The 17,326-nt window shown below is 63.1% G+C and carries 8 protein-coding genes; 1 reads left to right on the plus strand and 7 read right to left on the minus strand.

Features of this window, described 5'->3' with window-relative positions; genetic code table 11:
- Nucleotides 1-2: 2 nt before the first annotated feature.
- From BLS57_RS04740 to BLS57_RS04760, 5 genes are all read right to left on the minus strand, one after another.
- Nucleotides 3-674 (minus strand): 4'-phosphopantetheinyl transferase family protein, encoded by a 672-nt coding sequence (locus BLS57_RS04740; protein WP_093739701.1) that lies wholly within the window; start codon nucleotides 672-674, stop codon nucleotides 3-5.
- On the minus strand, nucleotides 674-5,251 hold the full coding sequence (locus tag BLS57_RS04745; protein ID WP_093739703.1) for a MupA/Atu3671 family FMN-dependent luciferase-like monooxygenase: 4,578 nt from the start codon (nucleotides 5,249-5,251) through the stop codon (nucleotides 674-676). Before BLS57_RS04745 ends, BLS57_RS04740 begins: the two co-directional genes overlap by 1 nt.
- Complete coding sequence (locus tag BLS57_RS04750; protein WP_093740322.1) at nucleotides 5,248-6,261, minus strand: glycosyltransferase family 2 protein; 1,014 nt, start codon at nucleotides 6,259-6,261, stop codon at nucleotides 5,248-5,250. Before BLS57_RS04750 ends, BLS57_RS04745 begins: the two co-directional genes overlap by 4 nt.
- Nucleotides 6,262-6,266: 5 nt before the next feature.
- Nucleotides 6,267-12,704, minus strand: coding sequence for a type I polyketide synthase (locus tag BLS57_RS04755; RefSeq protein WP_093739705.1), 6,438 nt, complete (start codon nucleotides 12,702-12,704; stop codon nucleotides 6,267-6,269).
- Nucleotides 12,705-12,871: 167 nt separating this feature from the next.
- Nucleotides 12,872-14,311, minus strand: a complete 1,440-nt coding sequence (locus tag BLS57_RS04760; protein ID WP_093739707.1) for a hypothetical protein — start codon at nucleotides 14,309-14,311, stop codon at nucleotides 12,872-12,874.
- A gap of 231 nt (nucleotides 14,312-14,542) precedes the next feature.
- Here BLS57_RS04760 and BLS57_RS04765 point away from each other — a divergent pair, with 231 nt between their 5' ends.
- Nucleotides 14,543-15,292 (plus strand): WecB/TagA/CpsF family glycosyltransferase, encoded by a 750-nt coding sequence (locus BLS57_RS04765; RefSeq protein WP_093739709.1) that lies wholly within the window; start codon nucleotides 14,543-14,545, stop codon nucleotides 15,290-15,292.
- Here the strand turns inward: BLS57_RS04765 and BLS57_RS04770 are convergent.
- Together BLS57_RS04770 and BLS57_RS04775 are read right to left on the minus strand one after the other, a co-directional pair.
- Nucleotides 15,289-16,221, minus strand: a complete 933-nt coding sequence (locus tag BLS57_RS04770) for a glycosyltransferase family 2 protein (RefSeq protein WP_093739711.1) — start codon at nucleotides 16,219-16,221, stop codon at nucleotides 15,289-15,291. The two genes, BLS57_RS04765 and BLS57_RS04770, sit on opposite strands and share 4 nt — an antisense overlap.
- Nucleotides 16,218-17,273 carry a glycosyltransferase family 2 protein gene (locus BLS57_RS04775; RefSeq protein ID WP_093739713.1) on the minus strand — a complete coding sequence of 352 codons (1,056 nt, stop codon included), beginning with the start codon at nucleotides 17,271-17,273 and terminating at the stop codon, nucleotides 16,218-16,220. Before BLS57_RS04775 ends, BLS57_RS04770 begins: the two co-directional genes overlap by 4 nt.
- Nucleotides 17,274-17,326: the final 53 nt, after the last annotated feature.

The following is a 17,326-nucleotide window of genomic DNA, read 5'->3' on the forward strand; positions in this document are numbered from 1 at the left end:
GATCAAGCTCCTTTCGCTGCAATCTGCCCAATCGCCACCCCGCTGACAAGGTGGCCCGCCACCGAAAGGATACGCCCCGGCAGGTTATCGCCGCGTCTAAACCCTTTGGTCGCTTGGGTAAATCGTGCATCGAAGCTGTGATCGTCGTTCAATTGAACGGCAAATCGGTCAAAGCCGAAAAGCGCGCCTGTGAGCGGGTATTGCGCCTTATACCCGGCCTCCTTGGCGCAAAAGATGCGCGTGGCCCCATTGCTCCAACCTGCCGCGTGAGCCAGCTCTGTGGGGCTGCAGATTTCCCCGGCGAGGTCATTGGGAAGCGGGCTATCCTCTTCGATATCGACCCCCAAGGACACGAAATCACCTTTTCGCGCCAGCACCGCGATGCACCATGTGGCGCTGTGGCTGATCGAGCCAACCAGCCCCTCAGGCCAGATCGGCGCACGGTCGGAGGCCATCAGCACAGGTTGCGGGTCAACGCCAAGCGCCTCCATTGCCTTCCGCGCCGCAGTCCGACCGGCGGTAAACTCGGCTATGCGCGCAGGCCGCGCCCGAGACAGATGCGCGGCCTCGCCCGGCAGAAGCGGCGAATGGGTGGCATCCAGTCTTCTGACGGCGACCCCGACAGACGGGTCAAAGAGCCCGCGGACCGCAGCCGCGATCTCTTCCTCAGCCATCAGCCGCGTCCGCGGTTCGCCCGCATCAGGCGGCGCTTTGACATAGTCTCGCTGCGCGCAGGCGTTTCGGCCACGATGGGTTCCGGTGTCGCTGGCGCTCCGGTCAGACCGTCCACATGCGCAGAGAGGGCCGCAAGGGTCGGGAAGCGGAAGATGTCGGTGATTGACAGCGCGTTCAGTCCCAAGGCGACCTTGATGTCACGGTGCGCTTGCACGGCCAGCAAGGAATGCCCGCCGAGCGCAAAGAAATTATCCTCGCCGCGAATATCGCTGACGCCCAACAAGCCCGACCAAACTTCTGCGATCCGCGCGGCACTGCCGCTCGCTGACTTTGCCTCATTCTCAGAGGCATTCGAAGGGCGTGGCGTCGCGCGTTTCATCGGCGCAGGCAGCGCCTTGCGATCAATTTTCTTATTCGGTGTCAGCGGCATAGCGGACAGAGTTACAATCGCCTGCGGCACCATGATGTGGGGCAGATGCGTCGCGAGATGACGCCGTGCCGACTCACCATCGACTTCGGCCTCGGCCACCACATAGCCCACCAACTGCGCACCGCTCTGCCCCGTGCCATCGTTGCGCAGAACCGCAACCGCCTGTGTCACGCCGGGCAGTTCGGCAAGCCGGATTTCCACCTCGCCCAGTTCAATCCGGTGCCCGCGAATCTTGACCTGCGCGTCCGCGCGGCCTTCGAAATGCAGCACGCCATTTGCATCCATCCGCACCAGATCACCGGTGCCATAGAGCCGCCCGGCCCCCGTTGGATCGGCGATGAAACGATCAGCGGTCAACTCAGGCCGCTGCCAATAGCCCTGCGTTACCCCCTGCCCGCCAATCCACAATTCCCCCGCCGCGCCTATGGGCAGCGGTTGTCGGTCAGCGTCGAGCACATGGACCTGCGTATTGGCAATCGGCGTGCCGATGGGCGCGGTGGTGCCTTCGGTGCCGTCGAGCATATGGGTGGTGGACCAGATCGTCGTCTCCGTCGGCCCATACATATTCTGTATCCGGGCGTCCGTGGCATCGCGCAAAGCGCATAACAGCGTGCCCGGCAGGGCCTCACCGCCAATCATAAGCGACCGCACCCGCGCCAACGCTCCGCGTGCCTCGTCATTCATCACCATCATCTGCGCCATCGATGGCGTGCACTGAAGGTGGGTCACGCCGTGGCGGATGATCTGGGCGGCGATAGAGTGATCGTCCTCTGCCGGTTGCCCGCCCGCATTCGCGCGACGCAGCACCTCGGCCAGCGGCTGCAACCCCGCCAGAACCTTATCTGTCGGAATGCCATAGTCGATCAGACAGGCGATCTCATCCACACCGATGCGCTTGAGCTGTTCTGTACGTGCAAGCCCGTCCTCCACCGTGCCGAACATGCCGCTGTCGTTGAAGTAGCGCTGGAACGCGAATTCGAGGATCGCGTCCATTTCCTCGGGCGACAGCTCTTCGAGGTCGATCTCAAACGGATTGCTTGCCCCTGCTGGCTTCTTGAAGGCGGGGAAAGCCCAAGCATATTGCTTGATCAGCCCCGCTGCCGAGCGCAGGTAATCCTTCATCGGCTCCCGCGCGACGTCTTCGGCCTCGGCGCGGGTCTCGGCCAGATAGCTGTGCAGCATCACGGTGACCTTGTGATCTGCGGGATCATGGCCCGCCGCGCGTAGGGCATCGTGGTAGATCTTGATTTTGTCCGCGACCTCATCGACCGACTGGCCAAGCAGGTGGGTCAGCACATTGGCCCCGATCTCCCCCGCTTCTTTCCACGTCAGCGGGTTGCCCGCCGTGGTGACCCAGATTGGCAGCACCTTAGAGACGGGGCGCGGCTGGGTGACGACCGCATGAGGCGTTCCGTCGGCACGAGGGAACTCTACCGGCTCCCCGGCCCAGAGTTGGCGCAACTGGTCGATCGCGTCATACATCGCGGGTTTGTTCTGTGGCGGCGTGTTCTCGGGGCGTAGGACAAAGTCGTCCGGCTGCCAGCCGCTGGCAATCGCCAGTCCGACGCGCCCGTTGGTAAGGTTGTCAATCACCGCCCATTCTTCGGCGATCCGCGCCGGATGGTGCAGCGGCGCCACGCAGGAGCCTGCGCGCACGTCGAGGCTTTGCGTCACCGCCGCAACGGCCGCACCGGTGACCGAAGGGTTTGGGTATGGGCCACCAAAGGCATGGAAGTGCCGCTCGGGCGTCCAGACGGCATTGAAGCCATTGGCATCGGCGAACTTGGCCCCTTCCAGCAGGAGTTCGTATTTCTTGGGCCCCACGCCATCGTCGTTGCCCCAGTAAAATAGGTTAAAGTCGATCTTGCGGTCGCTGGTGGCAATCGGCCCGTTGGACATCAGCGCCCGGCTGTCATCGCCTGCGAGTACCAGTTTGAAGCCGCGCGCGAGGGTCCAGAACAGTTCCAGCACAGAGATGTCGAAGCTAAGGCTCGTCACGGCAAGCCAGACCGCGCCCGCATCATGGTCGATCCGGTCGTCCATCCCGGCAAAGAAATTCGCGACATTGCCGTGGCTGACCATCACCCCCTTGGGCGTGCCGGTCGAGCCGGAGGTGTAGATCAGATAGGCCAGATCGTCGTTCCCAGCGGTATGTGTCGGGTTGTTATCCGGAGCATCCGCTAGCGCGGGCGCGCGGTCGATCTCCAGCACTTGCGCCTTATGCGAGGGCAAGCTGTTTGCCAGCGCGCTTTGCGTCACCACGATCGGCGCGCCACTATCAGTGAGGTAATGCGCGAGGCGATCTGCGGGGTAGCCGGGATCTAGCGGAACATAGGCGGCCCCGGCCTTGAGAATGCCCAGAGCGCCCACCAGCAGATCCACCCTACGTGTCGTGCAAAGCGCCACCGGCACCCCCGGCCCCGCGCCCATATCGCGCAGCACATGCGCCAGACGGTTGGCACGGACGTTAAGCGCAGCATAGCTAAGGGTCTCGCTTTCAAAGACCAGCGCAGTGGCCTCTGGCGTGGCGGCGACTTGTGCTTCAAACGCCGCGTGGATGGGCATCGCCTCATGCCTGCGGGTGGTGTCGTTTATCTGGGAAAGGCGGTTGTTTTCCGCGTCTGGCAGTGCCCATACATCGGCACAGGTCTCAGCGGTATTGATCGCTTTGAAGGCCGCTGCCAAACGGGCTGCCAAAAGATCGCGGGTATTCTGGTCGATCCGGTTCGCGTCATAGACCAAGCGCGCACCGTCCCCGGACAGGCACAAGGTCATGGCTGCGCCTTGCAGCGGTTGGTCGGTCAAGCTGATCGCGAAGTCGGGTGTTTCGAACCCCTGCAATGCCGGATCACGCAGAGGCAGGTCGATGGCGAAGCCGGTCGACGTTTCTGCGCGGCTGATTTGCGGCGCAAGTTCTGCAATTAAATCCTTGGTCTGGGTTCTTGCCGCGGCGCTGACCTGTAAAGGCAGCCAATCCGCAACCAATGGCGCGGATACCGAACTCCGAGCGAGGGCCAATCCGCCCGTTTCCAACCCGGCGCTCCGCAGTGCAACGAGAGCGATTGCGGCGATTTGCTGCTGTCGGGTCAACTCCTTGGGCAAGGCAATCGGCAGAGACTGAATGTCGGCGTCTTCGCCCGCCGGTTTCGCAAGAGGTACGGGCGCTGGATCAAATCCCGAGAGTGCTTTCCGCCAATGCGCCTCTTCCGCCGGATCAGGTAATGGCCCGGTGTTTGAGGTCAAAATATCGCCGGGGGTAAAAAGGTTCGTGAGGTCCAACTGGTTGCGCGAAAGATCTCGCAGCCCTGAGACAGCTACACCGCCTTCGCCCGCTGCGACTACGAGCCTGTCCTGCGTGACTTCAATAACGCTGCCGGGCGTGCCTCCGGTCCCGGGCAAAACCTCAGCCCGCCCGACCGTCAAAAACTGCCCCTTCGCCGTCATCACCTTTGGCATGCCCAGAGGGTTCCAGTACTCCCCGAAATCAAGCCCGCGGACCAATGCCTCAATCGCCTTTGCGTTCTGGGTGAAATCAATCACCCCGCCGTTCTCGGGTCGTTTGGCCCGCGCGAAATAGCTGCGTTGACTGAGGTCCTGCGGCGTGGGGGTCAACTCGCCGCTTTCCAACTGCGCCAGCACCTCGCTGAAACTTTCCATCCCGGCGGCGTAGCATTTCGAGTTCAGGCTAAAGGCGGTCTCATCTTCAGCAATCTCGACGGCACGCTGTGCCAGCAAATCGCCGGTATCGACACCGCCTTCAATCAGATGCCAGCTGACACCATGCTGCGCCTCGCCATTGATGATCGCCCACGCCGGTGTGTTCAGCCCGGCGTAGCGCGGCAGGGGGCCGTCGTGAAAATTGATCGCGCCGCGCCGCGGTAGGGACAGCACCGCATCCGGGATCAACCGCAGGTTGGCGATGCTGAGCAGCCAATCAGCCTCGACCGGCATGTCCAAGAGGCTGCCGGTGTCGGGATGCACCACAAGGCCCTGCCCCGTCGCCCAATCGCGCACGGCAGCGTCGCGCGCCACAACAGCAGCGATCTGGTGCCCCCCGGCCAGCAGCATGTCGCCGCAGGCAATCGTGAGGGATTCGTCGCCCATGAGTAGAGTCGCAAGAGGCGCGGTCTGGAAAGCAGCGGTCATGAGTGGTCCTCCGTGGCGGGGCGGCGGGTCGTGGTGGTATGAGGGCGGTGGCGTTTGCGGGTGAGCGCATGGGCCAGCAGGTCGCGGGCAAAGCCGGGGGCTTCTTCCGGCCTGCGTTTGGTCAGCAGACAACGCAGATGGTGCAATCCGGTGCCCGAAAGGCGGGCGAGCAGCGCGAGCAACGCATAGGCGCGCCCGTGGTTCTTGGCGAAATAGCGATGGCGGCTGTCGAACCAGTAACGCGGCATGCGCTGCCAGTCTTTCATCCCTGTGGAAACCGAACCGACGTGCACACAGCGCGCTTGCGGCAGATACCAGCAATGCCAGCCCGCGCGGGCGGCGCGTAGGCAAAGGTCGGTTTCTTCGAAATAGAGAAAGTAGCCTTCATCAAAAAGACCGATTTCACGCAACATTTCCCCGCGCAGCATCACACTGGCCCCGGCGACCCAATCGACCTGCGCAGCCTGGCTCGGCAGCGGCGGAGCGACCACATGGGACTTTAGCAACCGCGTGACCGGACCGAGCCGCGCGGCCCCTTCGAACTCCCCGGCGATAGTAGGAAACCGAAAGGCGGTGGTGTGTGGCAAATCATCCTCGCCGCGCACATGGCTGCCGACGATGCCGGCCTGTGGGTTGGCTTGCAGATGCGAAAGCAGGGCCGAGATACAGCCCGGATCAAGGAAAGCGTCCGAGTTCACTACATGCACAAAATCCGGCGCGCTGCCGTCTGACATGCCCGCCCGCATCGCGATATTGTTGCCTGCACCAAAGCCGCCGTTGCGAGACGCACGGATCAGCCGCACCCGGTGGCCCGCCCCCCAACCGCGCTGGGCGATTGCCTGTTCCAGCAGCGCTGCGGAGCCGTCGCCGCTGTCATTGTCGACGATCACCAGTTCCGCGCGCGCTACGTCCTGCGCGGGCAGATCGGCCAGTGCGGCTTCGGCGGCGCGCAGGGTCATCTCGGCGGTGCGGTAGTTCAGCACGATAACCAAAAGGCTTGGAGGTTTCATCTTCATCACTCCGCCGCCGTGGCCTGTGGGATGTCAGCGGGGGTGCCCTCTGCCAAAGCCGTCGCGATCACCTCACGCAATTCTTGTGCTAGAACCGTGACGCTGGGGGCGAGCACCATGCTCACATGGTCTCCCGGCACTTCGATCACCTGCAGGTTCGGCGCGTATTGCCGCCAGTCGTTGTCCTCGAAAACATATTCTCGCTCGGTGCTGACCCAATAGCCGTCCGATACTTTCCAGTGGCGGTCAAGTGGCGGGCGGAACAGGGTCATCGGCCCGTCCCAGAGTTGAGTTTCATAGCTTCCAACGGCGCGGAGAAAGGCTGACTGAATGCGCAGACTGTTGAAGGCCACACCAGCAGCCGTGTCTTCACCGGAGGCAACCTGAGGCGCGCGGCGGCTGCGCTCCCATTCCCAACGGTTCCGCGCCCATTCGACCAGATAGCCCGGTCCTTTGTCGCGCAGTTCTGCGAGCTTGATCAAAGCCTTGTCCTTACGCGAAAGCGAAGGCCGCACGGGCAACGGCGTATCGAGCAATGCCAGCACGGCAACTTCCTCGCCCGCCGCGCGGAGTTGTTGTGCCATCTCATAGGCAGTGATCCCCCCGCCGGAATAGCCAGCCAGCAGATAGGGCCCTTCGGGCTGCATCGCCCGAACCTCATCGATATAATCGGCGGCGGCAGCGGCAACATCTTCATGCGGCGCGTCATCGCCAATAAGCCCGCGGGCCTGAATGCCAACCACCGGTCGCTCATCGCTAAAGGGCAGCGCAAGATGGCGCAGGTTCAACACGTTGCCGAACATGCCCGCCACGACAAAGAGCGGAGCGGCGTCAGTCTTGCATTGGTTAAGCGGCACCAGATAGCTGAATTGCCGGGCAGCAAGCTGGGTGGTATCGGGGGCCGCGCCGTCGCTTGGCTGATCGCCCCGGCGCGCCGCGATGAGCGCTGCGCAATCGGCGATGGTCGGCGCCTCGAACAGCACTGAGATCGGGAACTCGACTTTAAACTCGCGCTTTACCGCAGCAAAAAGGCGCACAGCGATCAGCGAATGCCCTCCAAGGTCAAAGAAGCTATCCTCAACCCCGACCGGGCTAATGCCGAGCAGGTTTGACCATATCTCGGCCAGCTTTTCTTCGATTGCATTGCGCGGCGCAGTGAAATCACCGTCGAGGTCAGGGCGTTCAAAGCTCTGCCCCGCGGCCTTAGGCTCGTTCAAAGGTGCGTCGGCCTGTGCGATGAGAGTCTCAAGCGGCAGTGAAGAGACCATCACCTGCGGCACATTCAGCGCCAGTGCCCGACGCAGCGCTTCGGGTCCTTCCTGCGCGCGGATACCTTGCCGCACCATACGGGCCAGACGTTCTTCAGCGGGGCTGAGAGTTTGTGTCTCTTTGCTCGCCTCAAACTCCACCTCGCGCGCGTCGGGCGGTGGCACATCAGCCAGCGCGCCTTCGAGCCGTTGCATGGCAAAGTCGCGCACCTCGACGAGCACCCGTCCCTGCGGGTCACAGATGGTCACGTCAAACCGGGCCGCGCCGCTTGCCGCGTCGCCTGTAACCAGCTGGACATGCGAGCGGATGTCGGCGGGCAGAGGCGCATGGAACCGCACTTCGCCATAGGACAGCGGCACCCAGAGGTGACGCGCGCCGTAGCCGGGGATCAGTTTCATCGCCCAGCCGGTCGCGATGTCCATCAGGCCGGGGTGCATCAGGTGACCCGCGGCGAGATCGCTGTGCCCAGGCTCGGGCAGATGGAGCTCAGCCAATCCTCTGCCCTGTCCTAGGGCCGTGCGCCGCAAGACATGCCACCGCGGGCCGAATTCGAGATGCGCCTCCTGCACCGCGCGCAAACGGCCCCCCGGCGCGGATTCTTCAACAGCAGGGCAGTTGGCAGCGATGGCGGAAAGATTAAGGGTTTCCGCAGGCTGGGGCATTGGGGCGAGCCGTGCCTGGGCGTGCAGTTGCCAAGCCTCCTTGCCGTTCACCACACAAGCGCTCCGCAACTCAGCGGCAAAGCCAGTATCTTCCGGGCGCAGCGTGATCCTGAGCCTCGCCGATGCTTGATCACCCAATTGCAGAGGGCGCAGAAAATAGAGGTCTTGGAGCGCGAAACTTGCCAGCCCGTGAGCCTTGGCCGCTTCGGCGAGCAATTCGACATAGCCGGTGCCGGGCATCACCGCCCTCCCGTCCGCGGTGCGGTGTTCGTCAAAGAGCCAATCTGTCGCGGATATCTGAGTGGTAAAGATCGGTGCGCCATCTTCGCTTGCCCCGGCTTCTCGCAGCAACGCGGCGTCGATCGGGCGCGCGGGCAAGACCGCAGCAGCGCCGTTGCTTAGGCTGTCGGCGGCCATGCCCACATCCGCCCAGACACCCCAGTTCACCGCCACCACGCGGGTTTCGCCCCCGCGCCGCGCTTGGGCAAAGGCGTTGAGCCAAGCATTCGCCGCCACATAGTCCAACTGCCCCGCCGCGCGGGTCGCGGTGGAGGTCGAGGAGAAGAGCACCATCAGGTCAAGCGTGCCATCCGGCAGCAATTGGTCAAGTACCCGCAAGCCCTGCACCTTGGGTGCCAGCACCGCATCAATGGCCGCATCGCCCTTGGCCAGCAGCGGCGCATCATCCAGCACGCCCGCGGCATGGATTAGCCCGGTCAGACCGCCGTGGCGGGTCTGCAAATCATCAAGTACGCGGCGCATCTGCGCGAGGTTGGCCACATCCGCCTGCGCGACCTCGACAGCGCCACCGTTTTGCGCCGCCAGCGCGTCCAACCGCTGCACGGCGCGAATACGACGTGCTGTGGCCTCGGCGGGCCCGTGGTCGGCGAGATAGGCATCCCATTGCGTGCGGGGCGGCAATGCAGCCCGGCTGAGCAGCACGACCCGCGTGCCCTCGGTTGCCAGAATGTCTGCGGCAAGGGTCAGGCCAATGCCGCCAAAGCCGCCAGTGATCAGATAGCTGCCGCCGATTTTCCAGCCGTGCAGACCGTCCTGCGGCAGTTCTGCTGGCCGATACCGAAGCTCATGTCGCCGACCGCCCCGATGGGCGACCTGCAGGTTTGCGGGCTGGGCCAAGAGTTCGTCAAGCAAATCCTCCGGTGAGATCGTCTCGGTACCTGCAGTGGGTTTTGAGAACCAACCTACCTGCGCCACGGGGGGCGAAACCTCGAGGTCAATCTGCGCGGCTGTCAGCGCGGGCAGTTCTCGTGCCATGACCCCAACCGGACCAGAAATTATTGCCTTTTCCGGATGCGGCAGCGCCTCGTCGCGGACCTGCACCGCCCCGGTGGTGAAAACGCTCAAATGCAGCGGCGCCTCGCGATCCACATCCGCCAAGGCCTGCGCCAGCCAAGTGAGGCTCCAGAACCCCTGCTCGACATTGCGGTCGAAATGGCTGGACCCGGGGCGTGGTGGGCTGACATCGTCAGTGAGCCAGAAATGCGCGATGCGGTCCGGCAATCGCCCCGCCTCACCCAATGCGGCAATCAACTGATCATAGCCCTGCCGCCCCTGTTCTGCGGCAAGCGTGTAGTGACTGTCCGAAACCTTGGCGAAACCATCCCCGGCAGTGACCTGCACGACGCTGTGCCCGGCCGCCTGCAGCGCAGTGATCGCACCCGCAGCTATACCGCCCGCATCCGCGAAAATGAGCCAGTTCAACGCACCGGTCAGTGTTGTATCAACCTCGGCATAGCGCGGCTGCCAATGCGGGACCGCGCCCCATTTCGAGATGTCGTCTTCGCGCTGCAAGGCGGGCGTGGTGCTGGCTTGCGCGGCCTCGCCCGGCTCGATGAAATAGCGTGCACGCTGGAACTGGTACGTGGGCAAGACCACCCGGTTGCGCCGCGCCTCACCCCAGATCTGCGTCCAGTCAGCCTCGACCCCGCAGGCCCAGAGCCGCCCGATCACCCCGATGAAATAGGCGTCATCGGCCATGTCTTGATCGGGATGCCGCAGCGAAGACAGCACCTGCCGCGGCGCGACGTTGGTGTTCATCTGCGCTAAGGCGGAAAGCGCCTTGCCGGGGCCGACTTCGAGGAAGACGCGTTTGCGGCCCTCGGCCAGCCGGGTGATGCAATCGGCAAAGTTCACTGTGTGGCGCAACTGCTCGACCCAATAATCGGGGTCGGTGGCCAGCTCAGGCGTGATCATCTCCCCGGTACGGTTGGAAACGAAAGGCAGGTTCGGCGCCTGCAGATCAAGGTCCGCAAGGAACTGGCGATAGCGCCCAAGGATCGGGTCCAGCATCCGCGAATGCGCGGCAATGTCGATGGCGATGCGCTGGTGCTCAATCTCGGCGGCATCCAATCGGTCTTGCAAAGCCGCCAGCGCCGTGTCCGGTCCGGAAACGGCGATGAGTTCCGGCCCGTTAACGCTTGCGATATCGAGGTCGGGGCCAAGATGCGGCGTGATCTGACCCAGCGTGGCAGAGATGCTGATCATCCCGCCTGCGGGCACCTCATCAAAGAGCCGTCCGCGCAGCAGCACGAGATCGATGCAGTCCTCAAACCGCATCACCCCGGCCATACAGGCGGCGACGTTTTCGCCCATCGAATGCCCAACCATCGCGGCAGGTTTGACACCCCAAGACAGCCATAACTGCGTCAGCGCGTATTCCACGATCATGATGAGCGGCAGTTGCACCGAGGGCTGTTTCAGCTTCGCATCCGCCGCGGCGCGGTCCTGTGGTTCAGGCAGCCAGAGCGCGCGGATGTTATAGTCAAGCTGCGGTTCCAGATGCGCGAGCCCACGGTCCATCCATTCGGCAAAGACCGGCTCGGTCTCGTACAGGTCGCGCGCCATATCGGCATATTGCGCCCCGCCGCCGGGGAACATGAACACAACGTCGGGATTTTCGCCGAGGTGGTCATGGGTAAAGACCCGGCGACTGTCCCAGCTCTCCAGCAAGGCTGCGGCTTCTTCATGGCTCTCGGCCACCAAGACGCGGCGTTTGTCGAACGCCCGGCGGCCTTCTTTCAACGTATAGGCCACATCGGCGAGCGGCTGCTCGGGATGGGCGCGGAGGTGGGCGGCCAGCGCGGCGCAGTTGGCTTCCAGCGCGGCTTTGCTCTGGCCAGAGAGGCATAGCACCTGAAACGGAAAATCGCTTTCCTCGGACGCCACCCGCGCCGGGGCTTCTTCGAGGATCATATGCGCATTGGTGCCGCCCACCCCGAGCGCGTTGACCGCGGCCCGGCGGGGCGTGTTTTGCGCGGGCCAATCGTGCAGCTTGTCGTTAACGCGGAAGGGGGAGCCGTCGAACGGGATCGCCGGGTTGGGCGCTTCATAGCCCAGCGAGGGCGGGATTTGGCGGTGGTGCAGCGACAGCGCAGCCTTGGCCAGCCCGGCCACACCAGCTGCGGTGTCGAGATGCCCGATGTTGGTTTTGACTGACCCGATGCGGCAGAAATCTTGGGCCTTTGTCTCGGCGCGGTAGGCCTGTGTGAGGGCGGCGACCTCAATCGGGTCGCCCAGATAGGTGCCGGTGCCGTGGCATTCGACCATGCCAATGCTCTGTGCCGCCACGCCTGCGGCATCGAGCGCGCTTGCAATCGCGGCGGTCTGACCATCCACCGAAGGCGCGAGATAGCCCGCTTTGGCCGCGCCGTCGTTGTTGATCGCCGACCCTTTGATGACTGCCCAAATATGATCACCGTCGGCGATGGCATCCTCCAGCCGCCGCAATGCTACAGCACCCGCGCCGGAGCCAAAGACAGTGCCCTGCGCGCGGTGGTCAAAAGCGTGGCATTCTCCGTCCGGCGACAGGATTTCGTTCTCCTTGAACTCATAGCCCCTGCCCTGCGGCAGTTCGATGGTCACGCCCCCGGCCAGCGCCATATCAACCTCACCGGCGCGCAACGCCTGAGCGGCATAGTGGATGGCCACGAGCGAAGTAGAACAGGCAGTTTGCAAGTTGATCGACGGGCCCTTGAGGTCGAACACATGGCTCACCCGCGTTGACAGGAAATCCTTGTCGTTGCCGGTGTGGCGCAGCAGGAACATGCCCACGTCGTCGACCAGATCGGGGTTCGAGCAGATGTTGAAATAGAAATAACTCCCCATGCCGCAGCCGGCATAGACGCCCACCGGGCCGGGAATGCTCTCTGGCGGATGGCCGGCCTGCTCCATTGCTTCCCAAGCAACCTCAAGGAACTTGCGGTGCTGCGGATCGAGGATCGCCGCGTCTTTGGGTGAGAAGCCGAAGAACTCGGCGTCGAACATGTCATAGCCGGGCATATCCGCGGCGACGGGGACATAGTTTGGCCGGGCCATGCGCTCTGCACTTTCGCCCGCGGCGAGCAACGCCGCTTCATCCAGCCGTTTGAGGGCGCTTACGCCGTCGCGCAGGTTCGCCCAATAGGCGTCGATCCCTTCCGCGCCGGGGACGGCAACGGACATGCCTACAATGGCAATGTCACCGCGCGACAAACTGTACTTGTTGCTATTCATCCGGCCAACAATGTCCCATCTCCTGCGGTTTCCGCAGCGATGCGCCTTTCGTTTTCAAAGTAGTTCCGTTGACGGTTTACAACAGGGGAATCTGGCGAAAATTAGCCGTGACTGTGCCCAAAGGCTCAATTTTTGTCGTATTTGAAGAAGTGCTTAGCCCGAAACCATCAAAACACAGTTCGTTTTGACCCTGACAAAGTCGGCCCTGCAACATCCGACCGCGAGCTCGGGCGACGCGCCGCCAGCCGTTCTGCATGCCCCAGTATCGCTCCGGCGCTAAGCCATGTCAGCGGCGTGAGCGTGGCATTCAGCAGCATATCCATCATCGTAATGCCAAGGACCAGGGTCAGCGGTGCCACCCAAGGCGATAGGCCTGCGTCGCCGTGTTTCTTCAGATGTAGGCCGATCAGCACGATGGGCAGCGCCAGCAGCCCCATCTCGCACAGGTATCCCAGCCAGCCAAAGGTGCCGAAGACGATGATCCAGCGCCCGTCGGGGATCGAAAGAATTTGCCCTGTGTCCATAGCGCGGATCAAGTTCCGCCCCCAGCCGCCCCAGCCAAACCACGGCTTTTCCGCCGCGCGGGCCAGTAGCAACTCTTCATTGTGGAACCGATAGCCCAACGACTGCGCTCGCTCGGCACTGACCGCTTCGGCCTGTGCGAGGATCGCATCTAGCGGCACGACACCTGCATTGCGCAGCATCGGATAGATCACCGCTACGGTTGCAAAGGCCACCGCCAGACGGATTTGCCAACCTGCGGGCGCGAGCAACACCATGGGCACCAGCAGCAACGCATAGGCCTGACTGGCAAGGCTCTTGCACAGATAGAGCACCAGCGCGAGATAGCCCGCCAGAAGCAGCATTTTCCAACGGTCCAAGACCGGTGTTTGCCGTGCGAGTGCCGAGGCTGAGACAAGCGCGATACACATGAAAAGTGCGAGCCAGAGCGCATGAGGTAAAAAGACGATTGGCCGAAAGCCCCCGTCCCGCATCATTTGTTCAAAGGAGTGCTGGAAGAACCCGTAGATCCAAGTGTTCAACTGTGGCGAGAAGCGGATTTCAAACAGCGAGGGCAGCGAGTAGACCAGCCCGCCGATCATAAAGGCCAGCAACAATTCCCGCAGCCCTTTTTCGTCCGCCAGAAACTGCCGCGCCAGCAGGAAGGGCACCAGCGTCAGAATTTGCCCAATTAGGACTGAGCCCACGTCGCGCAGGGAAAGCCCGGGCAAAGCGTCGACCGGAAACAGGATCGGCTCATAACCCCGCAAGCTTTGAAACAGGATCGGGTCGCCATTGGTCAGCACCGTCGGGATTGCAGATACGACCAACCCCACGGCGAGCAAGGCCGCCAGTCGCGAGGCAGGCCAGAGCCGCAGCTTTTCGTTGGTGCCCAGCCAGAGGATCAGCAGCACGCTCAGGTTCGGGATCGAGACCTTGTCGAGCGCAGGCACCAGAGGCAGGTTGAACTCAGCCAGCGGCGGTAAGAATAGGTAGCCGCCGAGAACCGACCAGATCAGCGCCCGCTGCAGCGGCAGATTGCGAAACAGCCCCAGACAGATAAAGGGCCAGATCAGCAGCATCAGATAGGCGACGGGATTTGGCATGACGTCCTTGCATGAGCAGGCGCGAGGCACCCGTGATACTGCGCCCGGTCTTTCGGGCGGATTGCGGTGCAAATTACCATCTGGCCTGCGCCCTGTCATCCCGCTAGTTTCAGGGTATGGAACGGCGCAGGGCTGAGAAGGCAGATAGATGGCCAATAAAATCAATAAGGTGAGGTCTCGGGTGACCCCGCTACGGCCATCTGGCTCGCTTCTGCACAAGCGTTTCCACGCATGAAGTTTGGCCGAGGGGATGCCGCCGTTGTGGTCAACGTGCCGACCCGCGAAGCATTGTTTCTCGCCCTGCGTGATCGCCTTGCAGCGCAGCAAGGATTCGCCCTCGCCACGCTGAACCTCGACCATCTGACAAAACTGCCACGCGAACCTGACTTCGCCGCGGCCTATGCCGCGCAAGATCTCGTGGTCGCCGACGGCCGCCCGGTGGTCTGGCTGTCGCAACTCGCCGGGCAGCCGGTAGAACTGATGCCCGGCTCAGATCTGATTCTGCCAATATGCGAGATGGCCGCCGAACTGTCCGTGCCGGTGGCTCTGTATGGCAGCGATGCGGACGCCCTCGACGGCGCGGCAAAGGCGCTGGTGGCCCGCGTCCCGGGGCTAATCATCTGCCACCAAGCCGCTCCACCGATGGGGTTCGACCCCGACAGCCTCGAAGCCGACGCCGCCCTTCGCGCCATTGCTGAAAGCGGTGCGCGCCTGTGTTTTCTGGCCCTCGGCGCGCCGAAACAGGAACGGCTTGCTGCACGCGGACGGGTGGTCGCGCCTGAGGTCGGTTTTGCTTCCATCGGCGCCGGGCTGGATTTTCTGGCCGGACGGCAGCGCCGGGCGCCGAAGTGGATGCGGATGCTGGCGCTCGAATGGCTCTGGCGCGCGTTACAAAGTCCCGCCCGCATGGTCCCACGTTATGCGCGTTGCTTTGCCATCCTGCCGGGACTGACACGCGATGCCCTGCGCGCGCGGCGCTAACGGTATTCGATGATCCGACCGTCACGTCGCAGGTGGTATTTAAGTGCGCCCAAAGCCTCGGGGAACTTACCGAGCAAAGTGAAAAAAGCCCAATTAAGCCCACCCCGTCTCGCCAGCCGCGCGAGTTGCAGCGGATAGATCAAGAGCAAGAGCAGCGCCGCGAGCGGCCAAAGGAAGGCCAACAGAACGATCACCGCTGGCAACAGCGCCCCCCAAAGCAGCGTACGCCGGGTTTCGGCCACCCAGTGCTTATCCGGCCCCCTCCCATGGAGCGCAGCCCCCTCGGCAAAGGCGTGCCCTGCCCGCAGACTGCGCCGCCACCACTGACCGAAGCGGGTGATCTGCGCGTCGTGCCATGTCATCTCGGCATCCAGTCGCCAGATTTGCCAGCCTGCACGCCGCAGCCTTTGGCAAAGCTCCGGCTCTTCCCCCGCGATCAGATCGTCGCGATAGCCGCCGACCTCCTGCAGTGCCGCGAGCCGCATCAGCGCGTCGCCCCCGCAGGCCAGCGCTTCGCCTGCGGGCGTGTCCCATTCCTGATCGATCAAAGTGTTGTAGATTGAGGTCTCAGGCTGCTCCTCCCGCCGCCGGCCGCAGACCACAGCGACCTTTGGATGGGCTTTAAGATGCGCCTGTGCGGCCTTGAGCCAACCGTCTCGCAAAATGCAATCGCCGTCGAGGAACTGCACTAGTGTGATCCCGTCCCCCAGCACCGCGACACCCGCGTTGCGCGCCCGTGCGGCGGTGAAGGGCCGCGTCATGTCCAGCGCCACCACTTCTGCCCCCAAGCGGCGGGCTGCATCGGGAGAGCCGTCGGTGGAGCCGCTGTCCACATAGATCACTTGCGAAATTTTACCTTTAAGCGACTGCAAGCAGCGCTCCAGCCGCTGGCCCTCGTTCCGACCGATGACAACGGCGGCAAGGCTCACGCCGCGCCCTCAGCCTGCCATGCCGCGACATGGGCGCTGTAGCGCTCGGACGGCACCAGAAACCCTGCCCGATAAAGCAGTTCGACCCGGTTCCACCGCCGTGCGTCGAGGGAGAAGAGCGAGACATCAGGGTTCTGGCTCACCACCGCCAGACGCCGCGCGTCTTCGCCATGCGCCAGATCGCCCGCGGAGAGACTCGCCGCATCCCGCGCGGCGGGGTCGTTGGCGAATTTATAATGTTTGATCACCGCCGTCACATCCGAAACCTCTACGCCGCAAGACAGATGCGGGTGCGGCGCAGGAGTGACCTTTGGCCCATTGAATATTAACGGATGTTTGGTCAGGCAGCAGTCCTCCCCAAACACCTTGCCGCGCACGCCGCCAAAGATGAACTGCACCGCGTCGTCGGACAATTGGTTGTTTGCAAGCAGCGCTGCAAAGGGGATTTGGTCGCTGTGATAGTCCAGCTTTCGCAAGGTGCTGATGTCGAAGTAGATGAATGCCCGCAGCACCTCTTCGTAGCTCAACCCGGCCGCATCAGAGAGGCTGCCCTTGGGAAACATCTCAAGCATCTGAGCCATGAGCGCGGTATGGCCCTGCTCTTCGAGATACTGCACCAAGCCTTGGATGCCGATGCGCGTACGGCCTTCGAAATCCAGCATCTCGTCCATATCGACATAGAGACACCAGCGGTTTTGCGCATAGGTCTGGGCGGGGTACTGGCGGATCAGGTCTTCATACTGCGCGAGCGGCAGGTCGCACTGATCGATCACGGTGCCCGGCTCGGCTTTGATCCGCTCTATGGTGCCGTCGGTCGAGCCATTGTCGATGAAGACGAAATGCTTCACCCCCATCGCGCGATAGTGGGCAAAGAAGGCATCAAGGTAATAGCGACCATTGCGCACCAGCGCGATCAACACGACGTCACCGGAAGCCACGTCTAACTGTTTGGGCCCGTGCAGATGGGTCAACGCGCGCGCAAAGCGTCTGCGACGGCGGGCGTCATGCAGGCGTTGGCGCAGGCGGCGAAACAGGTGCGAGGGCGACTTCATGCTTCGGTTGATACGACAGGGCGCCTGTGCGGTCCACTGCTATGCGCTGTGCC

Source organism: Sulfitobacter delicatus (assembly GCF_900102535.1).
In the GTDB taxonomy this organism is placed as follows: domain Bacteria; phylum Pseudomonadota; class Alphaproteobacteria; order Rhodobacterales; family Rhodobacteraceae; genus Sulfitobacter; species Sulfitobacter delicatus.